26 protein-coding genes and 2 tRNA genes are annotated in these 24,759 nt (G+C 38.9%); 15 read left to right on the top strand and 13 right to left on the bottom strand.

Going from position 1 to position 24,759, the window contains the following annotated elements; translation table 11 throughout:
• Nucleotides 1-25 precede the first annotated feature (25 nt).
• The gene (gene serS / locus DEU42_RS11650) at nt 26-1,297 is read right to left on the bottom strand and encodes a serine--tRNA ligase (protein ID WP_114758476.1); all 1,272 of its coding nucleotides are present in this window, start codon (nt 1,295-1,297) and stop codon (nt 26-28) included.
• A gap of 181 nt (nt 1,298-1,478) precedes the next feature.
• On the opposite strand from serS, the gene DEU42_RS11645 reads away from it, so the two are divergent.
• On the top strand, nt 1,479-3,380 hold the full coding sequence (locus DEU42_RS11645; RefSeq protein ID WP_114758528.1) for a M1 family aminopeptidase: 1,902 nt from the start codon (nt 1,479-1,481) through the stop codon (nt 3,378-3,380).
• Here DEU42_RS11645 and DEU42_RS11640 read toward each other — a convergent pair.
• Both DEU42_RS11640 and DEU42_RS11635 read right to left on the bottom strand, forming a co-directional pair.
• Complete coding sequence (locus tag DEU42_RS11640) at nt 3,377-4,207, bottom strand: HAEPLYID family protein (RefSeq protein ID WP_114758475.1); 831 nt, start codon at nt 4,205-4,207, stop codon at nt 3,377-3,379. The two genes, DEU42_RS11645 and DEU42_RS11640, sit on opposite strands and share 4 nt — an antisense overlap.
• Before the next feature lie 80 nt (nt 4,208-4,287).
• Nucleotides 4,288-5,517 (bottom strand): MFS transporter, encoded by a 1,230-nt coding sequence (locus DEU42_RS11635; RefSeq protein ID WP_114758474.1) that lies wholly within the window; start codon nt 5,515-5,517, stop codon nt 4,288-4,290.
• 94 nt (nt 5,518-5,611) lie between these two features.
• On the opposite strand from DEU42_RS11635, the gene DEU42_RS11630 reads away from it, so the two are divergent.
• On the top strand, nt 5,612-6,322 hold the full coding sequence (locus DEU42_RS11630) for a hypothetical protein (protein ID WP_114758473.1): 711 nt from the start codon (nt 5,612-5,614) through the stop codon (nt 6,320-6,322).
• An 85-nt stretch (nt 6,323-6,407) separates the two neighbouring features.
• Here the strand turns inward: DEU42_RS11630 and DEU42_RS11625 are convergent, their stop codons facing one another.
• The 4 genes from DEU42_RS11625 to DEU42_RS11610 are packed head-to-tail and all read right to left on the bottom strand — an operon-like array spanning nt 6,408 to nt 9,848.
• Nucleotides 6,408-6,842 (bottom strand): DUF1801 domain-containing protein, encoded by a 435-nt coding sequence (locus DEU42_RS11625; protein WP_114758472.1) that lies wholly within the window; start codon nt 6,840-6,842, stop codon nt 6,408-6,410.
• 7 nt (nt 6,843-6,849) lie between these two features.
• Nucleotides 6,850-7,833: a 2-hydroxyacid dehydrogenase gene (locus DEU42_RS11620; RefSeq protein ID WP_114758527.1), complete on the bottom strand. Its 984-nt coding sequence runs from the start codon at nt 7,831-7,833 to the stop codon at nt 6,850-6,852.
• A gap of 17 nt (nt 7,834-7,850) precedes the next feature.
• Entirely contained in the window at nt 7,851-8,801 is a 951-nt protein-coding gene (locus tag DEU42_RS11615) for an aldo/keto reductase (RefSeq protein ID WP_114758471.1), read from the bottom strand.
• 6 nt (nt 8,802-8,807) lie between these two features.
• Complete coding sequence (locus DEU42_RS11610; RefSeq protein ID WP_114758470.1) at nt 8,808-9,848, bottom strand: Gfo/Idh/MocA family oxidoreductase; 1,041 nt, start codon at nt 9,846-9,848, stop codon at nt 8,808-8,810.
• A gap of 177 nt (nt 9,849-10,025) precedes the next feature.
• Here DEU42_RS11610 and rseP point away from each other — a divergent pair, with 177 nt between their 5' ends.
• The 4 genes from rseP (at nt 10,026) to DEU42_RS11590 (ending at nt 12,122) form a co-directional block, all read left to right on the top strand.
• Nucleotides 10,026-11,363 (top strand): RIP metalloprotease RseP, encoded by a 1,338-nt coding sequence (rseP, locus tag DEU42_RS11605; protein WP_114758469.1) that lies wholly within the window; start codon nt 10,026-10,028, stop codon nt 11,361-11,363.
• Between the two features lie 150 nt (nt 11,364-11,513).
• Nucleotides 11,514-11,587: transfer RNA gene (locus DEU42_RS11600), tRNA-Asn, on the top strand.
• A gap of 46 nt (nt 11,588-11,633) precedes the next feature.
• Nucleotides 11,634-11,921 (top strand): GIY-YIG nuclease family protein, encoded by a 288-nt coding sequence (locus DEU42_RS11595; protein ID WP_114758468.1) that lies wholly within the window; start codon nt 11,634-11,636, stop codon nt 11,919-11,921.
• 129 nt (nt 11,922-12,050) lie between these two features.
• A tRNA-Arg gene (locus DEU42_RS11590) sits at nt 12,051-12,122 on the top strand.
• Between the two features lie 123 nt (nt 12,123-12,245).
• On the opposite strand, the gene DEU42_RS11585 is transcribed toward DEU42_RS11590, so the two are convergent.
• The 3 genes from DEU42_RS11585 to DEU42_RS11575 form a co-directional block, all read right to left on the bottom strand.
• Nucleotides 12,246-13,901 (bottom strand): serine hydrolase domain-containing protein, encoded by a 1,656-nt coding sequence (locus DEU42_RS11585; protein WP_114758467.1) that lies wholly within the window; start codon nt 13,899-13,901, stop codon nt 12,246-12,248.
• A gap of 65 nt (nt 13,902-13,966) precedes the next feature.
• A complete protein-coding gene (locus DEU42_RS11580) occupies nt 13,967-14,776 on the bottom strand; it encodes a helix-turn-helix transcriptional regulator (protein WP_114758466.1) in 810 nt (269 codons plus the stop codon).
• 299 nt (nt 14,777-15,075) lie between these two features.
• On the bottom strand, nt 15,076-15,414 hold the full coding sequence (locus DEU42_RS11575) for a hypothetical protein (protein WP_114758465.1): 339 nt from the start codon (nt 15,412-15,414) through the stop codon (nt 15,076-15,078).
• 186 nt (nt 15,415-15,600) lie between these two features.
• On the opposite strand from DEU42_RS11575, the gene DEU42_RS11570 reads away from it, so the two are divergent.
• Complete coding sequence (locus DEU42_RS11570) at nt 15,601-16,071, top strand: OsmC family protein (protein WP_114758464.1); 471 nt, start codon at nt 15,601-15,603, stop codon at nt 16,069-16,071.
• A 58-nt stretch (nt 16,072-16,129) separates the two neighbouring features.
• Here the strand turns inward: DEU42_RS11570 and DEU42_RS11565 are convergent, their stop codons facing one another.
• Entirely contained in the window at nt 16,130-16,420 is a 291-nt protein-coding gene (locus DEU42_RS11565) for a hypothetical protein (protein ID WP_114758463.1), read from the bottom strand.
• A gap of 250 nt (nt 16,421-16,670) precedes the next feature.
• On the bottom strand, nt 16,671-17,174 hold the full coding sequence (locus DEU42_RS11560; RefSeq protein ID WP_114758462.1) for a DinB family protein: 504 nt from the start codon (nt 17,172-17,174) through the stop codon (nt 16,671-16,673).
• A gap of 205 nt (nt 17,175-17,379) precedes the next feature.
• Between DEU42_RS11560 and DEU42_RS11555 the strand changes: the two genes are divergently transcribed.
• Nucleotides 17,380-19,014 (top strand): aldehyde dehydrogenase family protein, encoded by a 1,635-nt coding sequence (locus DEU42_RS11555; RefSeq protein ID WP_114758461.1) that lies wholly within the window; start codon nt 17,380-17,382, stop codon nt 19,012-19,014.
• Between the two features lie 79 nt (nt 19,015-19,093).
• Here the strand turns inward: DEU42_RS11555 and DEU42_RS11550 are convergent, their stop codons facing one another.
• On the bottom strand, nt 19,094-19,306 hold the full coding sequence (locus DEU42_RS11550; RefSeq protein WP_114758460.1) for a hypothetical protein: 213 nt from the start codon (nt 19,304-19,306) through the stop codon (nt 19,094-19,096).
• Between the two features lie 148 nt (nt 19,307-19,454).
• On the opposite strand from DEU42_RS11550, the gene DEU42_RS11545 reads away from it, so the two are divergent.
• The 7 genes from DEU42_RS11545 to DEU42_RS11515 all read left to right on the top strand — a co-directional run bounded on the left by DEU42_RS11545 (nt 19,455) and on the right by DEU42_RS11515 (nt 24,751).
• On the top strand, nt 19,455-19,925 hold the full coding sequence (locus tag DEU42_RS11545; RefSeq protein ID WP_114758459.1) for a hypothetical protein: 471 nt from the start codon (nt 19,455-19,457) through the stop codon (nt 19,923-19,925).
• Nucleotides 19,926-20,111: 186 nt separating this feature from the next.
• Nucleotides 20,112-20,561, top strand: a complete 450-nt coding sequence (locus DEU42_RS11540) for a hypothetical protein (RefSeq protein ID WP_114758458.1) — start codon at nt 20,112-20,114, stop codon at nt 20,559-20,561.
• A gap of 156 nt (nt 20,562-20,717) precedes the next feature.
• Nucleotides 20,718-20,939: a helix-turn-helix domain-containing protein gene (locus DEU42_RS11535; RefSeq protein WP_114758526.1), complete on the top strand. Its 222-nt coding sequence runs from the start codon at nt 20,718-20,720 to the stop codon at nt 20,937-20,939.
• On the top strand, nt 20,936-22,195 hold the full coding sequence (locus DEU42_RS11530; protein ID WP_114758457.1) for a DNA cytosine methyltransferase: 1,260 nt from the start codon (nt 20,936-20,938) through the stop codon (nt 22,193-22,195). Before DEU42_RS11535 ends, DEU42_RS11530 begins: the two co-directional genes overlap by 4 nt.
• Entirely contained in the window at nt 22,195-23,250 is a 1,056-nt protein-coding gene (locus DEU42_RS11525; RefSeq protein ID WP_114758456.1) for a hypothetical protein, read from the top strand. Before DEU42_RS11530 ends, DEU42_RS11525 begins: the two co-directional genes overlap by 1 nt.
• Nucleotides 23,250-24,329: an HpaII family restriction endonuclease gene (locus DEU42_RS11520; protein ID WP_114758455.1), complete on the top strand. Its 1,080-nt coding sequence runs from the start codon at nt 23,250-23,252 to the stop codon at nt 24,327-24,329. Before DEU42_RS11525 ends, DEU42_RS11520 begins: the two co-directional genes overlap by 1 nt.
• Complete coding sequence (locus tag DEU42_RS11515; protein ID WP_114758454.1) at nt 24,329-24,751, top strand: very short patch repair endonuclease; 423 nt, start codon at nt 24,329-24,331, stop codon at nt 24,749-24,751. The genes DEU42_RS11520 and DEU42_RS11515 overlap by 1 nt, the downstream gene beginning before the upstream one ends.
• The last annotated feature ends 8 nt before the right edge of the window (nt 24,752-24,759 follow it).

The raw sequence follows: 24,759 nt of genomic DNA, 5'->3' as shown, positions 1-24,759 counted from the left end.
TTTGCAACTCAGCAACTAAAAGTAACTAGTCAATAATATCAAATCCCGTATACTTTCTTAATACCTCCGGTATTACGATACCTTCAGGCGTCTGGTAGTTTTCAAGGATTCCTGCAAGTACCCTTGGTAATGCCAGTGAGCTTCCGTTAAGCGTGTGTGCCAGTTGGTTTTTACCTTCTTTGTCACGGAAACGAAGCTTAAGCCTGTTCGACTGGAACGTTTCGAAGTTAGACACCGAACTGATCTCTAACCAACGGTCCTGAGCTGTAGAGAACACCTCAAAATCGTATGTAAGCGCCGAAGCAAAGCCCATATCGCCACCACAAAGGCGAAGTACCCTGTATGGAAGGCCAAGTTCGTCAAGTATTGTTTTTACGTGATCTACCATTCCGTCAAGGGCAGCATAAGAGTTCTCCGGTTTCTCAACGCGAACGATCTCTACTTTGTCAAACTGGTGCAGTCGGTTAAGACCTCTCACGTGTGCACCATACGAACCTGCCTCCCTACGGAAACATGGTGTGTAACCTGTACATAATACAGGAAGGTCTTTCTCCTCAATAATAACATCACGGAAAAGGTTGGTTACCGGCACCTCAGCTGTTGGGATAAGGTACAGGTCATCTAGGCCTACGTGATACATCTGTCCTTCTTTATCAGGAAGCTGTCCTGTTCCATAACCTGAAGCCTCATTTACAAGGTGTGGCACCTGGTATTCTTTATAACCTGCATCGGTATTTTTATCTAAGAAATAGGTGATAAGCGCACGCTGAAGCCTTGCTCCTTTCCCTTTATAAACCGGAAAACCTGCTCCTGTAATTTTTACACCCAACTCAAAGTCAATGATGTCATATTTTTTTGCCAGTTCCCAGTGTGGCAAAGCACCTTCAAACAACGTTGGGATATCACCCTGACGGTATACCTCAAGATTTTCTTCAGGGGTTTTTCCTTCCGGAACGATATCGGCAGGAGTGTTTGGCAGTTTGTAAAGTGCCTGAGTAAGCTCTTCGCTAACTGTAGCAAGCGTTTCGCTTAGTTCTTTACTTTTATCTTTGTATTGTGTGGTCTTTTCTTTAAGCAGGGTAGCTTTAGCCTTTTCACCTGCTTTCATCAGTTCACCAATGTCTTTGGACAGTTTGTTGGATTCAGATAAAATGGTGTCAAGTTCCACCTGAGTGTGCCTTCTTTTCTCGTCAAGTGCAATCACTTCGTCAACAAGTGCTGTGGCATCAAAATTTCTTTTGCCAAGCGCCTGTATCACTTTTTCTCTGTTTTCCCTAATAAATACTGTCTGTAACATGATACTGTTTTTTAATAAAGTGGAGCAAATTTAATGAATTGTTTTAAGCAACCCATTAAACTTTTTAATTGAGGCGAAAATAGTAATTTATATTTCAAATTTTGGCTTAAATCCTGCATATTTCAACCTTTAACCCATGCCTCAAAACAGTTTTCTCATTACATTTGAAAAAAACTTTGCCATGAGCCGAATTTTTACCCCCATACTTCTCAGCCTTTTAGGCTTTGCTTCTGTATTTGCGCAAAGTACAGAGGATATTGCTGAAGCCGAAAGGAAATCGGGGCACAACCTGATGACATTTTCAGCCAATGCCCATACCGGAAATTATGATGTGGTATACCATAAGCTCGATCTGGCTGCCGACCCAACCGTGCATTTCATCAGCGGCACCGTAACTACCGATTTCATAGCTAAAGAAGACATGACCGAGGTAGTATTCGACCTGGCTTTTGAACTTATTGTTTCTCAGGTTCAGCAAAATGGCAACAATCTGGCTTTTGCCCAAAATGAAAATGACGAACTGGTTATAACACTCCCTGCAACATTGGCTGCAGGCAATCAGACAAGGGTCGAAATAACCTATTCGGGAGCACCTCCTACCGAAAACGAAGCATTTGTAATAGGGACACATTCCGGAGCGCCTGTATTATGGACATTATCCGAACCCTATGGTGCCAAAGACTGGTGGCCCTGCAAACAGGATCTTATTGACAAAATAGACAGCCTTGATGTATATATAACAGCCCCCGCAGAATATGTTGCCGTGTCTAATGGCGTGGAAATTCCCGAAGCCGGAAATGGCACTATTACCAAAACCACCCATTTCAGGCATCAATACCCTATTCCGGCCTATCTTGTAGCTATAGCCATAAGCAATTATGGTATTTTTACCCAGCAGGCTGGAACTGCACCTAACCAATTCCCTATCGTAAATTACCTGTACCCGGAATCTCAGACGCAAAACGAGCAAAACCTTGCTGTTACAATCCCAATAATGGATTTTTACGAGCAGACATTTGAAACCTATCCTTTTCACAATGAAAAGTACGGCCATGCCCAGTGTGGTTTTGGCGGAGGTATGGAACACACCACAGTATCCTTTATGGGAAGCTTTGGGCGCAACCTTATTGCCCACGAACTGGCACACCAGTGGTTTGGCGACAAGATTACCTGCGGCTCATGGAAAGACATCTGGCTTAACGAAGGATTTGCCACATACCTTTCGGGTATGGTGATAGAACATCTTGATGGCAACGAAGCCTTTAGAAACTGGAAGCTAAGCAACGTTGCCAATATTACTTCTCTTCCGGATGGAAATGTTTACCTTACCGATAATGATACAATAGATTCTAACAGAATCTTTAGCAGCAGACTTACTTATAACAAAGGCGCAATGGTACTGAATATGCTGCGTGTAAAACTGAGTGACCCTGTTTTCTTTCAGGCCTTAAAAGCCTATTTAGCCGATCCCGATCTGGCTTATGCCTACGCCAAAACACCCCAGTTGCAGACACAGCTTGAAGCCGCTTCAGGACTTGACCTGACCGAGTTCTTTAACGACTGGATATACAATCAGGGATATCCGGTTTATACTATAACCGTTGACAATATTGAAAGTGGAAAAGCCCGGGTTACTATCGGTCAGCAACAATCGCATGAATCCGTTTCCTTTTTTGAGATGGGAGTCCCTATAAGACTTTTAGGGCCGGAAGGAGAAGTTCAGGATTATGTACTCGAAAACACTGCCAACAATCAGGATTTTATTATTGATGTTCCTTTCACAGCTACCCAGGCAATTTTTGACCCAAAAAGTGATATCATCAGCAAGAATAGTACGATTACAGTAATAGGCGATTACTTTACGCCTTACCTGTATCCCAGCCCTGCAAACACACTGCTTACCGCAGCTTTAGCTGATGGCGTTATCGCAAAAGAGGCCATTATCTACAACACTTTAGGACAAAGAGTACTGGAAACCAACGGTGCGTCATCCTGGGATATTTCAGGTTTTGCAACGGGCGTTTATTTTATGACATTGCATACTAACAGAGGTAGTGCAGATCTGAAATTTTTAAAGAATTAAGGCATCCATATCAGTCTTGTCATGGCGCTAAGCCCGTGCTTGCTTCGCTCAGTTGCAGGGACTCCAAGAGCAAGTCCTAGACTAACCCTGTCAGAGAACTGCACCTTAGCCTGTGGCCTGAATACTATTGATGGTTTTTCTTCTGAAAATTCCATATTGGTTTCTAACCCTACAAAGTTACCATTGGTAAAAACATAGTGCAGATTAGCATTTACTTCTGCAGAAGTATTCCATTCATGGGTTTCGAATTTCTGTTCGATAAGGGGACCCGTATATAAGAGCGTATGGATATGCGGTGTCAGTCTTTTGGCAGCAATAAAAATAGGATTGTACAATGTACCTTCAAACAATTTGCCTTTATGGCTCAGGTCAGAAAAGCAGGAAAGCTCAAATTCCTGGATGTAGCCTACCGCCATTGATGTTTGGTATTTTTCTGAAACCCAAAATGTATATTGGGTTGCAACCTTCAGTCCTTCCAACCGGTTTTCGGGCATATCAAAACTACCGCTGTCATCGCGTTGCTGACCCTGGCATATCTCAAACGGAACCTCAACTTCCAATCCAAGCCTGTCGGCAACAGCAAACTCATATTCGGCAAAACCGGTGTAAGAAGTATAATTCTTCTCATCGGCCATCCCAAAACCCACATTTATCTCTTTTTCTCCCTTTCGCGCACCCAAATCACGGATAAGGTCAATATACAAAGGTTCGGCGTGGTGCAGTTTTAGTGGTTTCGTGGGGGGCGGAACAGCACTATCTTTAGCTTGTTGTGCATTCGCAGAAAAGAAAACAAAAATCAGTAGTATAATGGCAATGGCGTTCTTCATAATTCAATCCTTTGCTGCCAAAACTATTGGCACAAATAGGAAAGAATTAGGAAAAACAGGGCTTTAAGGAAACTTTAGGATTAGCCCTCGGCAGTAATAGCCTTTACTTTATAGACCAAAAAAGCAATTAGAAACCCGAATGCTCCAATGATGGCAAAAGATATACGCAGGCTGGTGGCATGTGCCACGTGACCTATTACCGGAGGCCCCAGCATAAACCCAAGAAAACTCACGCTCGACACGGTTTGCAGGGCAATACTCGGTTCCATACCCGGCCTGCGGCCTGCAATGCTGTACACACTTGGCACTACCGTACTCACCCCAAGGCCAACCATCATAAAGGCCAGCGTTGCAGGTACAATATAAGGCAGCAGTACGGCAGTATACAACCCTATGGATATAAAGCAGCCGCTGATGATAAGCATTTTTTTACGGCCAATTTTACGCACTACAATATCGCCCATAAAACGGCCCGTTGCCATCATGGCCATGAATGAGGCATAACCCAATACGCCAAGAGGCCCGTCGACTTTAATGACATCGGTAAAATATACCCCGCTCCAGTCGAACATAATACCCTCGCTCAGCATACAGCAGAAAGACATAGCCCCAAGCCATAACAAAACCGTATCAGGCTTACTGAAACGTTTCTTTTTCTCTTTGGGTGCAGCCATTCGTTTGGCTTTTATGAGATATCTGTAATTAAAAAAGATCACCCCCCAAAGCATTACCCCTACAATGATGAAATGCAGGTAAGGTTCCACCTTAAGGCCTTTCATCAGGATGCCAATCAGAGCTCCGGTAAATCCGGCAGTGCTCCATGCTCCGTGAAAAGACGACATTACAGGACGGCGGAAAACACCTTCAGTAAGAATACCCTGTGTATTAACCGATATATTGGTAAGATTACTGGATATACCAAAGAAAAACAAAGCGAGTGACAGTTGCCACTGATCCTGTGTAAGGCCAAGCAACATAAGTGCCGAAATGTAAAAGCTAAGTCCGAAAACCGCTGTGCGGTGACTGCCATATTTAACAGCAATCCTGCCGGAGAAGGCCATCATACACATTTGTCCCACAGGTATGCAGAACAGTATGGTTCCTAAATCGCCTTCGCTAAGATTTAAGGCTCTCTTTATATCCGGGATGCGGCTCGCCCAGGTAGCAAAATTAAGCCCCATAGAAAAGTAAAACAGTGTAACCGCCCAACGTATCCTGTTAAGGTATGACGCTTTTACATCCTTATACGCCTTGCGGTAAGCAATTGGGCTATCAGGTTGTGGGGTACTGTTTTTAACTTCTACATTCATGCTGCAAAATTACACAGCCTGACTGATAATTGGTTAAGAGGAGAATAAATTTGTTTAGATTTGTTTTGTGACGGATAAACTAATAACCAATAAAATGAAACTTAACTTCTTTTTACTGTTAATTACAATCATGTTGTATTCATGTTCAGGAAATACAGATGATTTAGAGTTACAACTCATCAATGATTCTCTGACTTGCTATGAAACTAATTCTCAAAAGGACACATTAAACATTATCCATTTTACTGTAACTAACAATAGTGATAATATCTATTATTTTAATAATTTAGTTGATAGTAGAAGTTTTCATGTAAATAATCAACAGAATGCTTCCATTTATGATAGAGGTAAATCAATAAGAATGTTTTATGAGAATGGTAAAGAAATACGATATAATATTTTATTGTATCCACCGAGATGTTCGAAAGAGCAGGTTGTATGTGACCATAAAACATTAGAAAGTAAAAAAGTTGCTTCGCAAAGATTGGGCTATGATAAATTATTAAGGTATGAATACGGTAAAGGAGGTTATACGAATTTTTTTATTCATCCTAATGAAACTATTCACTTCGAATATTCTATCAATTTAACAGATACCATTTCATATGATGGAGATTTTAGACTTGGATATGGGATTGTAGATTCAGGAAAGAAATATAACGCAAAACTTTACTTTGCAAGTGATACTACAAAATCAAAAGTAAATCTTCCAAGAGAAGTTTTGCAAACTATCAAAGATAACAATGTTAAAATTTACCATGGAGAGTTAGAGTCTAATGTAATACCCGTAAAAGTTTTAAATTAATAGGTGTAAAATTAAATCGATGTCTCGGATATGCTCTAATTATCCTCCGCTGGCGCGAGCGTCACGCTCGTGCCTAATCAAGCTATCAGTTTCCTCCTCCCGAAATCCCAACACCGTCTTTCACCGCAGTTTCAAGCACATCCAGGTTAATGTCTTTTAGCTTTTTAAAGTTAATGCAATAGCCGGTTACTTTTGCTTTTCCCAATTTTTCACCATAGGTATCCGGCAGGTGTTTTTTATCGGGAATCCCCATAATGTAAACGGAAATCCCGGTGGCTTTGGCACTGATGCCTACCTGGTAAAATGGTCTGCTTGTACCGTCCTTATAGTTTATGGTATATTCCCCATAGCCTATATTTGGGTTGGTCACAACTTTACCTTCATCGTTCCTGCCATCCAGAAACCATAGTTTGGCATCGGGTAATATACTGAGCATAAACTCATGTAATTCCTGCATCTCGTTATGTTGCGTTTCAGGCAGGAAGGCCAGATAAGCCGATATTTGTTCTTCTGTGCTCATAGGGTAATTACTGTTTTTTGTACACTTCGGGATTCACACATTTCGGCAGTTGTTCTCCTTTAAGTCCGGCAAGCAAGTTGCCTACCATCAGCTCCATCATGGCATCGCGGGTTTCCTTAACCGCGGAGCCTATATGCGGCAATACCGAAACATTAAGCATATCCAGCAGTGGGTTGTCTATAGCCATAGGTTCAGGATTGGTAACATCCAGCCCCGCTCCCCAAATGGTTTTATTGTCAAGGGCAGCCTTAAGGTCGGCTTCATTATGGATTCCGCCACGCGCTACATTTACAAATATGGCATTGGGTTTCATTTTGGCAAAGGCCGATGCATTAAATACTTCTTTGGTTTCGGGTGTAAGATTAGCGTGAACGGATATTACATCGCTTTGCTCCAGCAGTTCTTCGAAGCTTACTTTTCGGGCACCAAGTTCCTTCTCTGCTTTTTCGTTAGTGCTTCGATTATGGTAAAGGATATCCATCCCGAAAGCATTTTTGCTGCGTTTAGCCATCTCATAACCGATACTGCCCAAGCCAAAGATACCCAGCGTTTTACCTTCAATATCAATCCCTAACAGTTCGCTTGTATCTCCATACGATTTCCATTCGCCTTTAAGGGCTCTTTTATGATGAAAAAATGCTTTACGCGATGTGGCAAGCATCAGCAAAAAAGCGGCATCGGCAGTGGCTTTGCTAAGCACATCGGGCGTATGCCCTATGGCAATACCCAATTTTGTAGCAGTTTCAATATCTACATTGTCAAACCCTACTGAATGCAGCGATATCACTTTCAGGTTTTTGCATTGCTGTAGTATGTCGGCATTTATTTTCATGCCGGCCATAAGCATTATGCCATCAGCTTCCTGAGCGTAGGTTATAAACTCATCCGGCGTCAATTCTCTTTGGCCCAGCCATTCGGTTACTATAATGCCATCATCCTGCAGTTTCTGAAAAACCTTTTCCGGCAATACCCTGTTTGTGAATACTTTCATTTTAGCTATACTATTAATTACCATGCACTTTCTGAAGTAAGGAAATGCAACTGGTCTGCAGTAATTTCCAAATCCGGTGCTTTAATGATACTGTCTAACTGTGTGGTACTTGTAGCGCTTACTATGGGTGCAGTAACCGACGGGCGGTTGATAAGCCATGCCAACGCCACCGTAGCCGGAGTACTGTTCAGTTCGGCAGCCACTTCATCCAGGGCAGCAAGTATTTTAAAACCACGTTCGTCAAGGTATTTGGCTACACCTCCGCCGCGCTGGCTTTTGTTCAGGTCGGCTTCAGAACGGTATTTCCCTGTAAGAAATCCGCTCGCGAGTGAATAATAGTTAAGCACACCAAGGTTGTTGCCAAGGCATAAAGGCTCTAAACCATTTTCGAAGACTTCACGTTCATACAGGTTATAATGAGGCTGAAAGGTTTGATAAGCCGGAAGATTATTGGCAACAGCAATATCCAGCGACTGTTTAAGTCTTTCGGGAGTAAGATTAGAAGCACCAATGTGGCGCACTTTACCTTCTTTTATCAGTTGGGCATAAGCTTCAAGTGTTTCTTCTATAGGTGTAGTTTCGTCGTCCCAATGTGTTTGATATAAGTCGATGTAGTCGGTTTGTAATCGTTTAAGGGAATCCTCAACCGCTTTGAGTATATATTTTTTTGAAAGATCTCTTTTGCCGCTTCCCATATCGGCACCTACTTTGGTTGCAATAATGAGTTTCTCACGATTGCCTTGTTTTTTCATCCAGTTACCAATGATCATTTCCGATTCACCTCCCTCATTACCCGCAGCCCAACGCGAATAAACATTAGCAGTATCAATAAAGTTAAATCCTGCGCCTATAAAGGCATCGAGTATCTCAAAAGATTTCTTTTCATCAATTGTCCACCCAAAAACATTCCCTCCAAATGTTATGGGATATACATAAAGTTCTGTGTTTCCAAGTTGTCTTTTTTCCATAGCTATTTATAGTTGAATGATTTTTTTCTGCTCACTGCTGGCATAGGCAGCATCAATAACTTTCATGGTTTTAATACCATCTTCTGCAGTAACGGGTTCCGTTTTATTTTCGGCAATAGCCTCATATACGCCATCAAACAATGCATAGTAATTACCTTGTAATGTTGGGATATTTTTGCGCAAAACCTCTCCGTCAATTTCGGTATGTAGCAAACCTTCTTTTTCGGCAGCTTCAGTACCCCAGTCGGTACGGTTAGGTTTTGCTCCGGTTTTTAGCACATCTTCCTGAATGTCGCCGCGCTGTTTTAAAAATGTCCCTTTTTTACCATGAACTATGTAGGCAGGAATGGCTTCGCGCACAAAAAAGCCTGCTTTAAGCCTCACTCTTTTGTCCGGATAGTACAAGGAAATATCAAACCAGTCATCTACCAGCGAATTTTCACGGGTAATCCTTACATCGCCATGAACCGCCTCAGGATAACCGAAAAGGTACAATGCCTGATCTATGATATGGGACCCCAAATCTTTCAGCACACCTGCACCTGCATTAACCGTCTCCTTATGTGTTTTTGGGCTCAGCAGAGGATTGTATCTGTCAAAATGGAATTCGGCTTCCACAATGTCACCTAATAGGTTTTGGTCAACCACCTGTTTTACGGTAAGAAAATCACTATCCCAACGACGATTTTGATACACCGTAAGCTTCAGTCCTTTTTCTTTAGCAATGGCATTAAGTTCTTCGGCTTCGGCAGCCGTTGTGGTAAAGGCTTTCTCTACTAAGGCATGTTTTCCGGCCAAAAGTGCTTTTTTGGCATATTCATAATGGGTTTCAACCGGTGTGTTTACCACTACCAGTTCTATATCATCAGCTAATAGTTCTTCTAATGAAGCATAGCTTTTTACGTTAGGATAATCGGTTTGTATGAGTTTCTTACTGCGTTCCCACGAGCCGGTAAGCTCAAATCCGTCGTGCAATTCCAGGAATGGTGCATGAAATACCTTTCCCGACATTCCGTATGATAGCAATGCTGTTTTTATCTTTTTCATGGTATAAATAGTATTACTAAACAAAAGTAAGGTTAAATTTACCTTTCCATATTGAAACAGCGGGCATAACTTTTGATTATTAACAGATATTTAAACACAACCTCTTGATTAAAATAGCGCACGGTAGACAGAAAATGCTATTTTTGTGCGTTTATAAAAGGAAATTAAAACTTTAGAATGGATACACTTGTACAGATTGCCCAGTTGGTTCTCATGTTGTCAATACTTGTAATACTACATGAATTTGGGCACTACATCACCGCAAAAATGTTTAAGGTAAGGGTAGAGAAATTTTACCTTTTTATGGATGCGGGCTTTGCGCTTTTTAAGAAAAAAATTGGTGAAACAGAATGGGGTATCGGATGGCTGCCTATTGGTGGTTATGTAAAGCTTTCAGGTATGATAGACGAGAGCATGGATACCGAGCAGATGAAAAGCGAACCAAAACCCTGGGAATTCCGTTCTAAGCCGGCATGGCAGCGCCTTATCATAATGATGGGTGGTATTATAGTAAATATCCTTTTGGCATGGTTTATTTATACTGTAGTATACGCTACATACGGCAAAAAATATGTAGCTACCGAAATGGTACAGCGCGATGGCCTTGCTTTTGGCGAAACCGGACTTAACGTTGGTTTTAAAAACGGAGACAAGATCGTTAGCGTAGACGATAAATACCAGGAGCGTTTTGACAGGATGATATTAGACGTGCTTCTGGGCGATGACATCAAAATTCAGCGTGATGGAAAGGTTATGGACCTTAAGCTTACCGACGAGAATAAAAAAGAGATTCTTGATAAAGAAGGAAGGGATTTTATGAATCCGATGGTTAACGCTACCGTGGTAGATTCTTTCCCGAAACAATCCTTTGCTGCAGATGCAGGGCTTATGATTGGTGATACTATCGTTGGCGTAAACGGAAAGCCGCTTATGTACAGGGCACAGGTATCAGAACAGGCGTTTAAAAACAAAGGCGGATCTATTACCCTTGATATAAAAAGAAACGGGGCTCCGTTACAGATAAAAACAAAAGTTGACAAAGAAGAAGGAACTATAGGAGTGTTCCATAATATTGTAGGTAATCCGGAATATACCGTTACAGAACATTATAATTTCTTCACAGCGATACCTAAGGCTATGGAAGAGTCGTACTTCCTGCTTGTTTATAACGTAAAACAATTTAAGCTTATCCTTCGCCCTTCAACAGGTGCTTATAAGCACGTAAAAAGTGTTGTGGGTATTGCGAGCAATATGCCGACTACATGGAATTGGGAGTTTTTCTGGAAGTTTACCGCGCTTTTTTCAATCGGACTGGCGTTCATGAACGTGCTTCCAATCCCGGGTCTTGACGGTGGTCATGCCCTGTTTACCATTGCCGAAATGGTTACCGGAAAAAAATTAAGCGATAAAGCGGCAAGTGTAGTGCAAACAGTAGGTATGGTTATTTTACTAAGCCTCATGGTGTTAACTTTCGGTAAAGATATTTATGATATTATCGCGAAAAAATTCTTTTAAAATTTTTCTGTTTTTGTTTGCAGAAACTAAAAATGGTTATATATTTGCACCGCAATAAAGGCAATACGCCAGTAAGCACAACGGTCTTTAAAACATTAAGTAATTAAAATCCGAAAGGGTTTAACCAAAATTACGAAACAATATACAGTTTCCTCCTTAGCTCAGTTGGTTAGAGCATCTGACTGTTAATCAGAGGGTCCTTGGTTCGAGCCCAAGAGGGGGAGCTTTCAAAAGCCACGCATTGCGTGGCTTTTTTCATTTATATACTTTATGAATTACACTGTATACATTCTCTTTTCCGAAAAGCTAAACCGATATTATACCGGAGCGACATCGAACATAGATGTACGCATGGATTTTCATGAAAATGCAGAAAACCATAAGTACACTCATAAAGCTGACGACTGGCAAATAGTATTTACTCTTGAATGCGAAAACAAATCACAGATGTTGTCAATCGAGAAGCACATTAAAAGCATGAAGAGTAAGGTTTATATACAAAACCTTATACAGTATCCTGAAATGGCCGCAAAACTCAAAATACAATACCCTGGTTAGAGCATCTGACTGGTATCAGAGCCCCGATAGCTATCGGGGTTGGTTCGAGCCCAATAGGGGGAGCTTTCAAAAAACTATATATTTTTTATAATAGCTTTAATTTATATATCTTTGCACCTCTAAAATTACGGCCTCGTAGTTCAACGGATAGAATGGGAGTTTCCTAAACTTTTGATCCAAGTTCGATTCTTGGCGAGGCTACAAGACCCGGTTCATGAAAATGAATCGGGTTTTATATTTCTTATCATTAAAGTTTCCTAAACTTTTGATCCAGGTTCTCCCGATAGCTATCGGGGTTGGTGAAGCTACAACAAGAGCATTACACTAATCAATTACAGCCGGCAAAATGTATTGCTCCATCATCTTATGCACTTGTGTATGACCATAAACCTGGCCATAGGCACTCGCAGTGATGACAATTACTAAAGGCTGATCCTTAAAGACAAAAATGTAGTTACCTCCATTACCTGTGCAATACCATGCTTCACATTTTTTTTGATTTATGCTATAGGTTTTGTTCCAAAACAGATATCCATAAAACTCATTGTCACGTCCGGGTAAAAACTTTTGTTTCATAAAGGTCTTGTCAATCCATCCTTTTGAAATAATCTGCTTACCTTTCCATACGCCTTCATTTTTATATAACTGACCATATTTAGCAAAGTCTATGGCCTTTAAGCGAATTCCTCCGGCAGTATTGGGAACACCTTGTGGCGTATACTGCCATTTGTAATTGGTAATACCCAAAGGTTTAAATAACATCTCATCAGCATATTTTTCGAGTCCTCCCGGCACTGATTTATTTAAAACATCTCCTAATAGCACTACACCTGCTGTAAAGTAGTGCCAGTGCCCTTTAGGTTGTTTTGTGGTCATGGGCAAATCAAGAGCAAATTTTACCCAGTCGGCCGTTTCATACATATTCTCTTCATTACCCGGAGATGAACCATCCTCGTCATTCCCATCAAAAGAAGAGTTCATAGTTAGCAACTGATATAGGGAAGTGTTTTCTTTTAAAGCTGAGTTATTTGTATTTTTGCTTAAATCATAAAAATCCTTTAATTGTTTATATTCATTTTCAATATACCCGGCATCTATAGTAATACCAATTAAAGAAGACGCAAATGATTTACCTACCGAACGCGAGTCATGAAGGGAATCACGGGTTTCACCATTAAAATATTCTTCAATCAATAGCTTGTTATTTTTAATAACTATTATCCCATTAATTTTCTTAAAAACTCCCGCTTCAATATTGCCCTTTAGTTCTTTTATGTTGTTACGGTCAAACTTTTCTCTTGATACCTCCAGTCCTTCATACGGTTCTATTTTTGAAAGATCAATAACAGACAGGTCAAATTTTGGCTTAAGGTATACCTCTAGGCAAAGGTCCCCTGCTGCCATAAGATCTCCTGTTTTGTCAGTTTGACCCAAATGAATATAAAGCCGTATTTCCATCCTAAGCAGGTGCCTGCCATCCGTAAGTGCATCAGCGCCACCAAAACGCATGAATCTTCCCCAAAATGACTCCGACCACAAACCTTCTCCGTTTAAATTGTTGATTAGAGGTTTAGACAGTATTGTTTCAGTATCTCTGATTTCACGGGAAGGCGCTCCCGGAAGAAGATTGCTTTTATAAATCAGCTTTCCATCCACTAATAAGCTAAATTGAAAATTACCTGTTCTGGCCAGACTGTCAGCACTGATTTCGGGAGAAAGCCGATGCATATAATTGGTAAGTGAATTAGCCATGAAAGCTGTAAAAAATAAATCACTCTTGTTTGTTAACCGGTATTCGGTTAAAAAGTCTGAAGTTGAAAGATTGTCTGCATCAACAGCACCCGGAGTAAAGATAATCCTTCCAACATTTACTTCATGTAATTTCGATTTAATGCCTTTCGATTTAACAATGTCTTCGCTTTGTGCAAAAAGATTAAAGGATAATATCAGGCAAATTATAACCAATAGAAAGCTACGCATAAATGATGTTTTTTGTCAAAAGTAGAACATAAAGGATACTGCAAAATAGAACAATATTAACATCATCATTTATTAAGGAGTAGTTTACGGTATTGCAGAGGGGTAATACAGTATTGCGATCTAAAAGAACGGATGAAATGGCTCTGATCGGCAAAATGACATTCCATAGCAATATCAGTTAATGAATAATCAAGTCGTGAAAGTAAAACGAGAGCTTTCTCTAATCGTATTTTACGGGTATAGTCCCCAAGGGTACAATTGAAGTGCTTACTAAAATCTCTTGAAAGATGAACAGGATGAAGATTTAAATCGTTTGCAATATCTGTCAACCTCAAATTTTCGGGTATTTCATGAAGCATCTCTTTTATACGTTCAACCCAAAGCGGCTTATCTCTTTTTAAGAGTTTAGCATTACCTTGCATTTTGGTAAACATTTCAACTAATAATGCTTCAATAGCTAATAAGCAATCATTTCCGTTTAGCTTATTTTCCTTAAAAACGGCATACATTAGAAGCTTTACAGCTGGATCTGATATATTTATGTTTCCCTGTAAATTATCAATATCAATTCCAAAAGGCATAAACCAGTCTTTATCCAGCTCAATATGAAATCCACGAGTAAATCCGGGAGGTTTGTTATTATAGTGTGCATCATCCCAATTATGAAAAAGTAGTGTCCCTGCACTACAATTATAAATTTCTTTTTTATTACCCTCAATTACATTTCCTTGCAGTATAAAGGTAAAATAAGGATTTTCGTGATAATGCCAGTCTACTCTTTCATGGGTATATTCAGTATCAGTCAATATAATACCCTCCATCCTGGTAGTTTCGTTAATTACACCAAAAAACTCTCCGGATTTAAGATATTGCATAAGTATCTGATTGTAAATATGCTGAAATATACAAACTTCCAGATTTGTGAGCAATATTAGCTAACTCATAAACAATACTCTTCAACTGTATATCCCTTAATGGTTTTAAACTGTCTGCTCTTTGCAATAGGTTTGGCTTTACTACTGCATAGAAAGAATAATACAAAAACCTCAATAAGTACACAGACATTTTAAATATAGCGCGTTGCTCTTCATTGAACGAAGGCAATCGTGAACCATCAACATAAAAAAAGAGACCTTTTCAGGCCTCTTCTCGTCTTCAGATGTATGTGGGTTTGTTAAGCCGCCACTTCTTTTATAAATTCACCATTCGCTTTATAAAAAGCTGCGATGTCTTTACCGTCTTTGGTAAGTACCAGTTTGTAGTCGCTGCCATCCTCGGCTTTTAGGGCTTCTACCAACTGATAACCTTTATATTTCGCAACGGCTTGTTTCAGTACTTCAGGAGCAATCTCTGATTGTGTTACTTTAGCATATTCCTTTTCCTGATCTTGGGAAGGAACTGTCTGTACTGATGCCGGTGTGGATGTTGTAGTTGTAGTTTGTGTCGTAGTTGCTGTTTGTGCGCTGGCTGCAAGTCCAAGTACCAAAGCAGCTGCTAAAAATAAATTTTTCATAATGTGTTCTTTTTCAAATATTTACACATAACACTATGAAAAAACCATACCATTCACCTCCTTAAACATATAATTACCTGAAAAACAAAAACTTATATATATTAATTTGGCGTGGCTTGTCTGTGGAATTCCACAAAAAGTGTGGAATTCATCTCTAAATAACTACATTTTAAATAACTTAGGTATATGAAAGCGCACTATTATAACACAATCATAAACTGGACGCGCAATAAAGGAAAAGGTACAGAAACTTATAAAGCCTATACCAGAGACCACACTATTGAAGTTAAAGGAAAACCAACGATAGAAGGTTCTTCTGATCCGGACTTCCTTGGAGATGCTACGCGTTATAATCCGGAAGAACTCTTACTGGCTTCATTATCTTCCTGCCATATGTTATGGTATCTGCATCTTTGCGCAGAAGCCGGCATTATCGTTACTGCATATACTGACAATGCAGAAGGAACTATGACTGAAACACCGGATGGTAGCGGACATTTTACAAGCGTCACCTTAAATCCTGTAGTAACTGTAAAAGAAACACCGATGATGGAAAAAGCGAATGAATTGCACAATAAAGCCAACAAAAGGTGCTTTATCGCCAATTCATGCAATTTCCCGGTATACCACAAACCCTTGTGCAAAAAAGACATATAAAAAGGGCTGCCCTTCACTCAGGACAACCCCCTTACTATCTTAACCGAAGTTGAGGATATTAACCGATAAAAAAGATATTTGTAATAATAGCAGTAATGCTTACGGCAATGCTTAGCAGCAAAGTATTAAATACAACCTGAGGTTTCATCTGCGCTAAAACGGTACCGTTGAAAACACTACAGGTAATCACCACAAAGAATAACTGTACCATTTGCGCAACTGAATTTCCATGTTGCAATATCAGCATGGCTGCAAAGCCACCCAATCCGCTCTGAAGTAATACAGCAAGCGTATTAAATCCCATAAAACCTCTTGTATACGTGTCTAAATATTTTTGATATGTGCTCATGACTAAAAGTGTATTAATTTATATAGACAAATTTACAGCGTTGGTTTCCATAGGATTATGACAAATATCATGTTCTGTTATTTTTGTCAGGTGTATACTTACTCAGGAAGAAAATGACTTGTTTAATTGAATTGGCCAGGGAAATGAAAATATAGTATTGTTATTAAAGTTATAGAACCAAAAAAATGGCTGTCTTGTTAAGACAGCCATTTTTTATTGATTGATTGATTGATTGATGATGAACTCAGGATTATGGTCTTTCCCAAAAAAATGGAGGCTCGATACCTAAAGCACGAAGGTATACATACCCCTGACCACGATGATGGATCTCATTATCTATAAAATACAGTAATGTACCATACACAGGCCCCGGATATTGCCCAAAAGCAATGGTGCTTTCCTGAAAACGCTCCGGTGTCATCTGGATCCAAAGCGTATCGATCACTTTTGTAGTTTCGTCCCAAAGAGCAAGCAACTCCTCTTTAGTCGTTGGCATCCCCACTCCGCTGTGGTGTGGCAGGTCGGCCATATCTTTCCATACATTGGTTACAAGCCCAAGTATACCCGGATTAGACAGATCGATGATCTCCATAGCCAGTTGTGCAAAGGTTCTCATTCCCCCTACCGAGAAATTGAACAGTTCCTTTTCAGGAAATGCCTCAATAGTTCTACGTGTAAGGTTTCTGTGGCCTTGCCAGTGTTTTAATAATTGTTCTGATGAAAGTACTGATACGGTGGCTGTTTTAGTTTCCATAATTTTAAATTTTAAATAATTTGATGATGATTATGAAGCAAAATTATGAGCACTAAGTGACAGCCCTATGTCAGTAGGTTTTTATGAATAATGATTTATTTTAAAATTTTTAAACAGTTCTTTCATTTTCACAACTAATTGTTTGATTGTTAACAAGGTTATAAGAATGTTTTTGCTGAAATTTGTTACTCTAAAATTCTCTATTATGCAAACAACCACAGATCTTCAAAATGCGTTTCCGTATGAAAAAGACATACCGGAAAGCATAAGGCTCGCTGAGCCATTACATCAAAAAAGAATCCTCATCAATGGTGAATTCATAAACTGGACCGGCCCGGTACACACCGTTTATTCACAGATATTCGTAAAAAAAGAGGGCGAGGAAGCTGCTCCTCTCGAAATAGGCAGTTATCCTCTGGCTACCGAAAAAGAAGCCGAAATGGCGCTTAAAGCAGCGCTTCAGGCGCACGACTTCGGGCGTGGCGAGTGGCCTTCTATGGGCGCAGAAGGCCGTATAAAAGCCATGCAAGGTTTTACCAAAGGGCTTAAAGAACATCGTGAGGAAATTGTAAAACTCATTGTTTGGGAAATTGCCAAAAGCGTAGCCGATGCCGAAAAGGAATTTGACCGTACCATAGAATATATTGAAGAAACCATAAAAACAGTAAAACAGATTCATAACGAATCATCTATGTTTAAGGTTACCAACGGTTTTATTGGACAAATGAAAAAGCTGCCTTATGGTGTGGTATTATGCATGGGTCCTTTTAACTATCCGTTGAACGAAACCTTTACCATGCTTATTCCGGCACTGATAAACGGAAACTCGGTACTATTCAAACCACCAAAGTATGGTACTCTCCTATTCAACCCTCTTTTAGACTTGTTTAAGGAACATTTTCCAAAAGGTGTAGTAAATACCGTCTACGGTCGTGGACGGGACATCGTTCCATATCTGCTTCAGTCAGGTCAGGTAGATGTACTGGCACTTATAGGTTCGAGCCGCGTTGCCGACAGCCTTAAGAAAATGCACCCAAAATCTAACCGCCTTCATGCCGTACTAGGGCTTGATGCCAAAAATGCAGCTGTTGTACTGCCTGATGCCGATTTAGAAGCTACAATTAAAGAAGTAATAATAGGCACTTTATCCTTCAACGGACAGCGATGTACCGCTTTAAAAATACTGTTTGTACATGCTGACATTGTTGATAAATTCAACACCATGCTTGCAGCAGCTATTGATAAGCTTCCTTTGGGCATGCCGTGGGATAAAGGTGTTTCCATTACACCACTTGCAGAACCTGAAAAACCGGGCTATCTGAAAGAATGTATTGATGATGCTATTGCTAAAGGTGCAAAGATTGTCAATGTAGCGGATGGCGGAGGTAACCTGGGCCACTCGCTGATGAAGCCGGCAATGCTTTATCCTGTAAACCGCGATATGAAAATATACTGGGAAGAACAGTTTGGCCCCGTTATTCCGGTAGTGGCATTTGACGATCCTATGGCACCGGTAGACTATATTACCGAATCCAGATTTGGTATGCAAGCAAGTATCTTTAGCGAAGACCCTCAAAAGATCTCGTTTTATATTGACCAGATGATTGGTCAATTAGGACGTATTAACATCAATGCACAAAGCCAGCGCGGTCCGGATACTTTTCCTTTCAACGGGCGTAAAGACTCTGCTGAAAATACGCTATCAGTATCAGAAGCGCTTAGTGCTTTCTCGGTAGATTCGGTCGTTGTTACTAAACAAACACCATCAAATGAAGCTTTGCTGCATGAAATACTGATATCGGAAAGTTCCAGGAGGCTAAACAACAAAGTTATTTTTTAACCTCTATAATAAACAATTAAAAGCTGTTTCCATAGTGATTGGAAACAGCTTTTATTATTTTTATATACAAGAATCCTAATTAAAGCTCAGGATGCTGCTCCAGATAATCTTTAAGCATTTCCTCGAGTGTCTGGTAATATTTAGCAAGCGCTTCGGCATCTACTTCGGGGTGCTCAAAAGCCGGAAGCGTTTCCTGTACTTCGCTTAAATATTTAGAAAGCTGAGGATAGCGTTCCTGGATAAGTACGGTGATCTTTAATATTTTCTCGGTAAGTTCTTTTTTAGTCTCCATAAACAATGGCTTTAAGTAGTTACCGTAAATTTAGCAATAATTTCCTCTGACATAAGAATATAAACAAGAAAGCTAAAAATTTCTTAACAGGAATTATTTACCCAAAAGATGATGCTAACTTTGTTTAGTAACAACAAATCCTAAAACTATGAAAACGATTCAAAAATTGATACTGGCAGCAGCATTTTTTGTTCTGGGCAGTATGCACGCACAAGTATCGGTAAATGTAAACATAGGTACGCCTCCGGCATGGGGTCCGGCGGGATATGCAGACGTAAATTATTATTATCTACCAGATATTGAAACTTATTATGATGTAAGAACCAGCGAATATATTTACCTTACCAATGGTCGATGGGTAAGAACCGTATCTGTTCCTGCTCCCTACAGGAGCTACAATTTTTATAATGGGTATAAGGTGGTAATGACGGACTATCGTGGAAATGCTCCCTATACTACTTACAAAACCTATAAGGTAAAATACCCTAAAGGCTATAAAGGGAAGGCCCAGAAAACGATAGGCGTACCTCCTGGACAGGCGAAAAAAATGACCGGAAGTCCAAATGCAAGTGGCAAGAGCAAAGGTAACGGACATGGAAACGGAAAAGGAAAACACTAATATGAACCGGCAAACAGCCGGTTTTTTTATGCAAAACCCGAAAAAAAATCATCCAATAAAAGTTCTGAAATACAATAATTTACCTGCGAAACCCCGAAAACGTTTTCCTAAAATTTTCTTAATGCCTGTGGATTGGCACAGATGTTGGATTTAGCTTAGCAACTAATTATCTAAATCGAAGGAATCATGAAAACAATAAGAACATTGCTGATAGCTATAACAGTTATGGTTTTTGGCAGCACGCAGGCACAGGTATCGGTTGGTCTTAATGTAAACATAGGTACACCACCGGCATGGGCGCCACCACCACCGGTACACACAGAGGTACGTTATTATTACCTACCCGAAATACAAACGTATTACGACTGCAGCACAAGACATTATATATACATGGACAACGGACGCTGGGCACGTCGTGCCTATCTTCCGGTAGCCTACAGGGGATATGACCTGTATCGCGGTCCGAAAGTGGTAGTAAATAACTATTATGGCCCAACACCATATACCCACTACCGCCCTGCAAGGGTTGCTTATGCAAAACCTGTAAAGTATAAACATTATAAACACCATGACCACCATGACGACCACCGTCATCACGACGACCACGGCAGAGGTCGAGGACATGGAAGACATTAATAAGAAACCGGCTTAGGCCGGTTTTTTTGTGGGTTATAGATAAGCTTTTTCGGATTTCGGAAAAGCTTTTTTGGTTATAAAAATGTTGATAATAAAATTTTTATGCGGCCAATTGTAGGCGGGTCAATTGACCGCACAGCGATACTTTTAAAGATTATGAATATCAAAGAAAAATTTGGATTAAAGGTAAAGGCTTTGAGGATGGAGAAAAATTTTTCTATCGAGCATCTTGCTAATATCTCGAACGTTGACCGCAACTACATTTCAGATATAGAGAAAGGTCAACGCAATGTCTCGATTGAGATTATTGAAAAAATAATCCATGCTCTCGATGTTGATTTCGCAACTTTTTTTAATGACAAATCCTTTGCAAAATGAAAATGAAAGAGAAGTTATCAATAAATGAATTTGATGGCAAAAAGTTTAAGGTTAGAGTTGTTGAGCCAGATTATAATAAGGCTGTAGTAACCCATTACCTTCATAACATAGATAACGGTGTTGCAAAACATTATGAGGAGGATGCTAAAAAATATGTAGAAGAGTTTGTAACCTATAAAAATGAAGAAGAAGATTTAAAACTTGTTTCTGATATTGCTTTACAACAACTTTTATTTGAAGTAGAAGATGTACCTTTTCCTACTCCTGAAAACTACAGCTTTAAATTCATTGATCTTTTTGCTGGTATTGGAGGCTTTCGATTAGCCCTGCAAAATCTGGGAGGTAAATGCGTATTTACATCTGAATGGGATGCAAACGCACAAAAAACTTATCATGCTAATTTTGGTGAAGTCCCTTTTGGTGATATTACAAAAGAACAAACGAAACAATATATCCCTGACGGATTTGATGTATTGTGCGCGGGTTTTCCTTGCCAGGCATTTTCCATAGCGGGTAAACGCGGCGGATTTGAAGATACAAGAGGAACATTATTTTTTGATGTAGCTGAGATAATTAAAAGAAAAAGACCGAAAGCTATTTTTCTTGAGAATGTAAAGGGGTTGAGAAACCACAACGGAGGCAAAACCCTGGCAACTATTCTAAATGTACTAAGAAATGATTTAGGATATTTTGTACCGGAACCTGAAATTATTAATGCCAAGGATCATGGCGTGCCTCAAAACAGAGAGAGGATATATATAGTTGGATTTAGAGGAGACTTAGGAATAAGTGAATTTAACTATCCAAAACCAACAGGTAAAAAAGTTTCTTTCTCAAAGATTAAAGAAAAGAAAGAGGTAACTTCAAAATATTACCTTTCAACCCAATACCTAAAAACGCTAAAAGAACACAAAGCTCGCCACGCAAGTAAAGGTAATGGCTTTGGCTATGAAATAATCCCTGATACAGGAATTGCGAATGCAATTGTTGTCGGAGGGATGGGGCGTGAAAGAAATTTAGTTTATGATGACCGATTAACAGATTTTACACCAACCACACATATAAAAGGAGAAGTAAATCGTGAAGGCATACGAAAAATGACTCCTCGTGAATGGGCAAGACTTCAAGGCTTTCCGGATAATTATATAATCCCTGTTGCCGATGCATCAGCATATAAACAATTTGGAAATTCTGTTGCTGTTCCCGCTATACAGGCTACTGCAGAGAAAATATTGAATTTATTAAAAACTAAATAATGGGTTTTCATATCTGTATAAGTAATGAATTAGCAATTGACATTTCGTTGAAAAATGGAGTTTATGGAAATGTTGGCGGACCGGACGAAAACCGCAAAACTATTTGGGGAAAAGTAAAAGATTTATACGCCATTAAGCCTGGAGACACTATTATACTGTATGTAAAAAATCCGGTTTCCCATTTAATTGGTGTCTTTGAAGTTACTAGTGTTCCATATATATGTTTTGACAACCTTTTTGAAGAGGATGAAATATACCCGTATAGATTTAATTTCAAAAGAAAGAAATATTTTCCCAATCCAGTTCCATCATTTGAATTTTACAGTTTAGTTGAAGCTGGATTGATTGAATCTATGATAACACTCTCGAGAGATGTAAATTCTACTTACAGAGGGATTAGGCAATTATTCGAATCAGAATATAATGAAATTTTAAACTTATTTTATAAATATAATCCCAAAACTGATCCTGAAAATTTTGATTCTAAATTTAACGATGTAGCTATCAAAAATGATATTGAAGCAAAAAATTTAGATATAGAGAAATTACATGAAATTAATATTCCAACATCAATAAGTTTCAACTTAATACCTTCTAACAAAGGTTCGGCAATATTAGAAGATGTTCTTCATGCATACATTGTTTATAATGTACTCCATAACACTAATAATGTTAGAGAAGATTTAGGTCTTCTAAATATAAACGAACTTATTTTAGAAGCTCCTATCTTTAAATCTATGCAATTCAGAAGTGACATTTTAGCGACATTCAAGCATAATGAAAGGATTTTTTATTATAGTTTTTTTGAACTAAAAAAATCGGCAAAAATTGGTATAGAAGAAATTTCTCAACTTATGGGGTATTTAAAGTCTTTTGCAGCATCAAAATCTTTACCAGTCAATAGTTATGAAGGAGTTTATATTTCTAGAAGTTTTACAGATGAACTTATTCAATATTTAATAATGCGAAAAACTGTTGAAAATGAAAATATTATAAGTTTAATAAGTTATGATGTTGACAGTTTTGGTGTAGTAACCTTTAAAAAGATAATTTGATGTTGACAGGTAATAAAGGCGAATGGAGTGAAATATATGTGCTCTTTAAACTTTTGGGAGATTCCGTTCTAAACATTGGTGACGAGAATGAAAACATCATTGCTAATGCATTTTATCCTATAATTAAAATACTCAGGACAGAATCAAATGGAAATTTCGAATATTCCATAAATGATGAAATTGTAATCATTTCTCATGATCAGGAAATTGGCAGGCTACCAATTTCTGAATTTAAAGAAAAAGCTCAAATCCTTTTAAAGAAAATTAAATCAAGTCCAGAAACTACATTTTCTGTCCCTGAAATTGAAGAGTTTATGAGTACAATAAATTGTATTTCTCTTAAAGCTAACTCTTCAGCAAAAACAGATATTAAAATTATTATTCATGATTCGCATACAAACCAAAAACCTCTTTTAGGCTTCAGTATAAAGTCTCAATTAGGAAACCCATCAACTTTACTGAATGCAGGAAGGACAACTAATTTCATATATAAAATTAACCTACCTAATCAAGAAGCAATAGATCTTTCAAGCATCAATAGCATTGATACTAAAAGCAAGATAAAAGACAGAATTGATATTCTTGTAAAATATGGGGCAGTTTTTAGTTTTATAGCAACGGAACAAAAAATATTTTCTAATAACTTAACTTTGATTGACAGCAAATTGCCAGACATATTAGGCGCAGTAGTTTTTGATTTTTACACTAGCAATCGATCAACAACTCTAAATTTAACTGAAAATATAGAAACTCAGAACCCATTAAATTTTGACAATACAAATAATCATCAATTCTATAGCTACAAAATAAAAAGATTTCTTACTGATATAGCTTTGGGAATGATGCCATCAAAAGTTTGGACAGGAGAATATGATGCTACTGGAGGATATCTTGTTGTAAAAGAAAATGGCGATGTATTGTGCTATCATATTTATAATAAAAATAGATTTGAAGATTATCTTTTGAATAATACGAAATTGGAAACGGCAAGTTCTTCAAGGCACGATTTCGGTAAAATTTTCATTGAAAACGGAAACTTATTTTTCAAACTTAATCTTCAAATAAGATTTATTAAATAATGGATCGCCACACTCCGCAACAGCGTTCAAAGAATATGTCTGCCGTAAAAAGCACCGGCACCAGTTTTGAACTAGCTTTAGGAAAAGCATTGTGGCAGGAAGGGTTGAGATACCGCAAAAACAATAAAACCGTTTTTGGTAAACCTGATTTTACTTTTAAAAAATATAAGCTCGCTGTTTTTGTAGATAGCGAGTTTTTTCATGGCAAGGATTTCGAAACTAAAAAGAAACCTGCTACAAATGCAGAGTTTTGGGAAAAGAAAATCTCACGCAATATAGAACGCGACAAAGAAGTCAACGAATACCTAACCTCTCACGGCTGGACCGTGCTCCGCTTTTGGAGCAATGAAGTAAAGAAAAACTTAAACGGCTGCATTGCCATTATCAAAGAGACAATTAGCAGTGCAGCCGCTGAGGGTTAAAGCCACCT

The organism is Flavobacterium sp. AG291 (genome assembly GCF_003350375.1).
GTDB lineage: Bacteria > Bacteroidota > Bacteroidia > Flavobacteriales > Flavobacteriaceae > Flavobacterium > Flavobacterium suzhouense.
Note: the sequence above shows the minus strand (reverse complement) of the source record. Positions and strands in the feature narration are given on the sequence as shown.

Bases quoted from the DNA above. Each gene is read 5' to 3' on its own strand.
- serS (WP_114758476.1), bottom strand. From the start codon at position 1,297: ATGTTACAGACAGTATTTATTAGGGAAAACAGAGAAAAAGTGATACAG.
- DEU42_RS11645 (WP_114758528.1), top strand. From the start codon at position 1,479: ATGAGCCGAATTTTTACCCCCATACTTCTCAGCCTTTTAGGCTTTGCT.
- DEU42_RS11640 (WP_114758475.1), bottom strand. From the start codon at position 4,207: ATGAAGAACGCCATTGCCATTATACTACTGATTTTTGTTTTCTTTTCT.
- DEU42_RS11635 (WP_114758474.1), bottom strand. From the start codon at position 5,517: ATGAATGTAGAAGTTAAAAACAGTACCCCACAACCTGATAGCCCAATT.
- DEU42_RS11630 (WP_114758473.1), top strand. From the start codon at position 5,612: ATGAAACTTAACTTCTTTTTACTGTTAATTACAATCATGTTGTATTCA.
- DEU42_RS11625 (WP_114758472.1), bottom strand. From the start codon at position 6,842: ATGAGCACAGAAGAACAAATATCGGCTTATCTGGCCTTCCTGCCTGAA.
- DEU42_RS11620 (WP_114758527.1), bottom strand. From the start codon at position 7,833: ATGAAAGTATTCACAAACAGGGTATTGCCGGAAAAGGTTTTTCAGAAA.
- DEU42_RS11615 (WP_114758471.1), bottom strand. From the start codon at position 8,801: ATGGAAAAAAGACAACTTGGAAACACAGAACTTTATGTATATCCCATA.
- DEU42_RS11610 (WP_114758470.1), bottom strand. From the start codon at position 9,848: ATGAAAAAGATAAAAACAGCATTGCTATCATACGGAATGTCGGGAAAG.
- rseP (WP_114758469.1), top strand. From the start codon at position 10,026: ATGGATACACTTGTACAGATTGCCCAGTTGGTTCTCATGTTGTCAATA.
- DEU42_RS11595 (WP_114758468.1), top strand. From the start codon at position 11,634: ATGAATTACACTGTATACATTCTCTTTTCCGAAAAGCTAAACCGATAT.
- DEU42_RS11585 (WP_114758467.1), bottom strand. From the start codon at position 13,901: ATGCGTAGCTTTCTATTGGTTATAATTTGCCTGATATTATCCTTTAAT.
- DEU42_RS11580 (WP_114758466.1), bottom strand. From the start codon at position 14,776: ATGCAATATCTTAAATCCGGAGAGTTTTTTGGTGTAATTAACGAAACT.
- DEU42_RS11575 (WP_114758465.1), bottom strand. From the start codon at position 15,414: ATGAAAAATTTATTTTTAGCAGCTGCTTTGGTACTTGGACTTGCAGCC.
- DEU42_RS11570 (WP_114758464.1), top strand. From the start codon at position 15,601: ATGAAAGCGCACTATTATAACACAATCATAAACTGGACGCGCAATAAA.
- DEU42_RS11565 (WP_114758463.1), bottom strand. From the start codon at position 16,420: ATGAGCACATATCAAAAATATTTAGACACGTATACAAGAGGTTTTATG.
- DEU42_RS11560 (WP_114758462.1), bottom strand. From the start codon at position 17,174: ATGGAAACTAAAACAGCCACCGTATCAGTACTTTCATCAGAACAATTA.
- DEU42_RS11555 (WP_114758461.1), top strand. From the start codon at position 17,380: ATGCAAACAACCACAGATCTTCAAAATGCGTTTCCGTATGAAAAAGAC.
- DEU42_RS11550 (WP_114758460.1), bottom strand. From the start codon at position 19,306: ATGGAGACTAAAAAAGAACTTACCGAGAAAATATTAAAGATCACCGTA.
- DEU42_RS11545 (WP_114758459.1), top strand. From the start codon at position 19,455: ATGAAAACGATTCAAAAATTGATACTGGCAGCAGCATTTTTTGTTCTG.
- DEU42_RS11540 (WP_114758458.1), top strand. From the start codon at position 20,112: ATGAAAACAATAAGAACATTGCTGATAGCTATAACAGTTATGGTTTTT.
- DEU42_RS11535 (WP_114758526.1), top strand. From the start codon at position 20,718: ATGAATATCAAAGAAAAATTTGGATTAAAGGTAAAGGCTTTGAGGATG.
- DEU42_RS11530 (WP_114758457.1), top strand. From the start codon at position 20,936: ATGAAAATGAAAGAGAAGTTATCAATAAATGAATTTGATGGCAAAAAG.
- DEU42_RS11525 (WP_114758456.1), top strand. From the start codon at position 22,195: ATGGGTTTTCATATCTGTATAAGTAATGAATTAGCAATTGACATTTCG.
- DEU42_RS11520 (WP_114758455.1), top strand. From the start codon at position 23,250: ATGTTGACAGGTAATAAAGGCGAATGGAGTGAAATATATGTGCTCTTT.
- DEU42_RS11515 (WP_114758454.1), top strand. From the start codon at position 24,329: ATGGATCGCCACACTCCGCAACAGCGTTCAAAGAATATGTCTGCCGTA.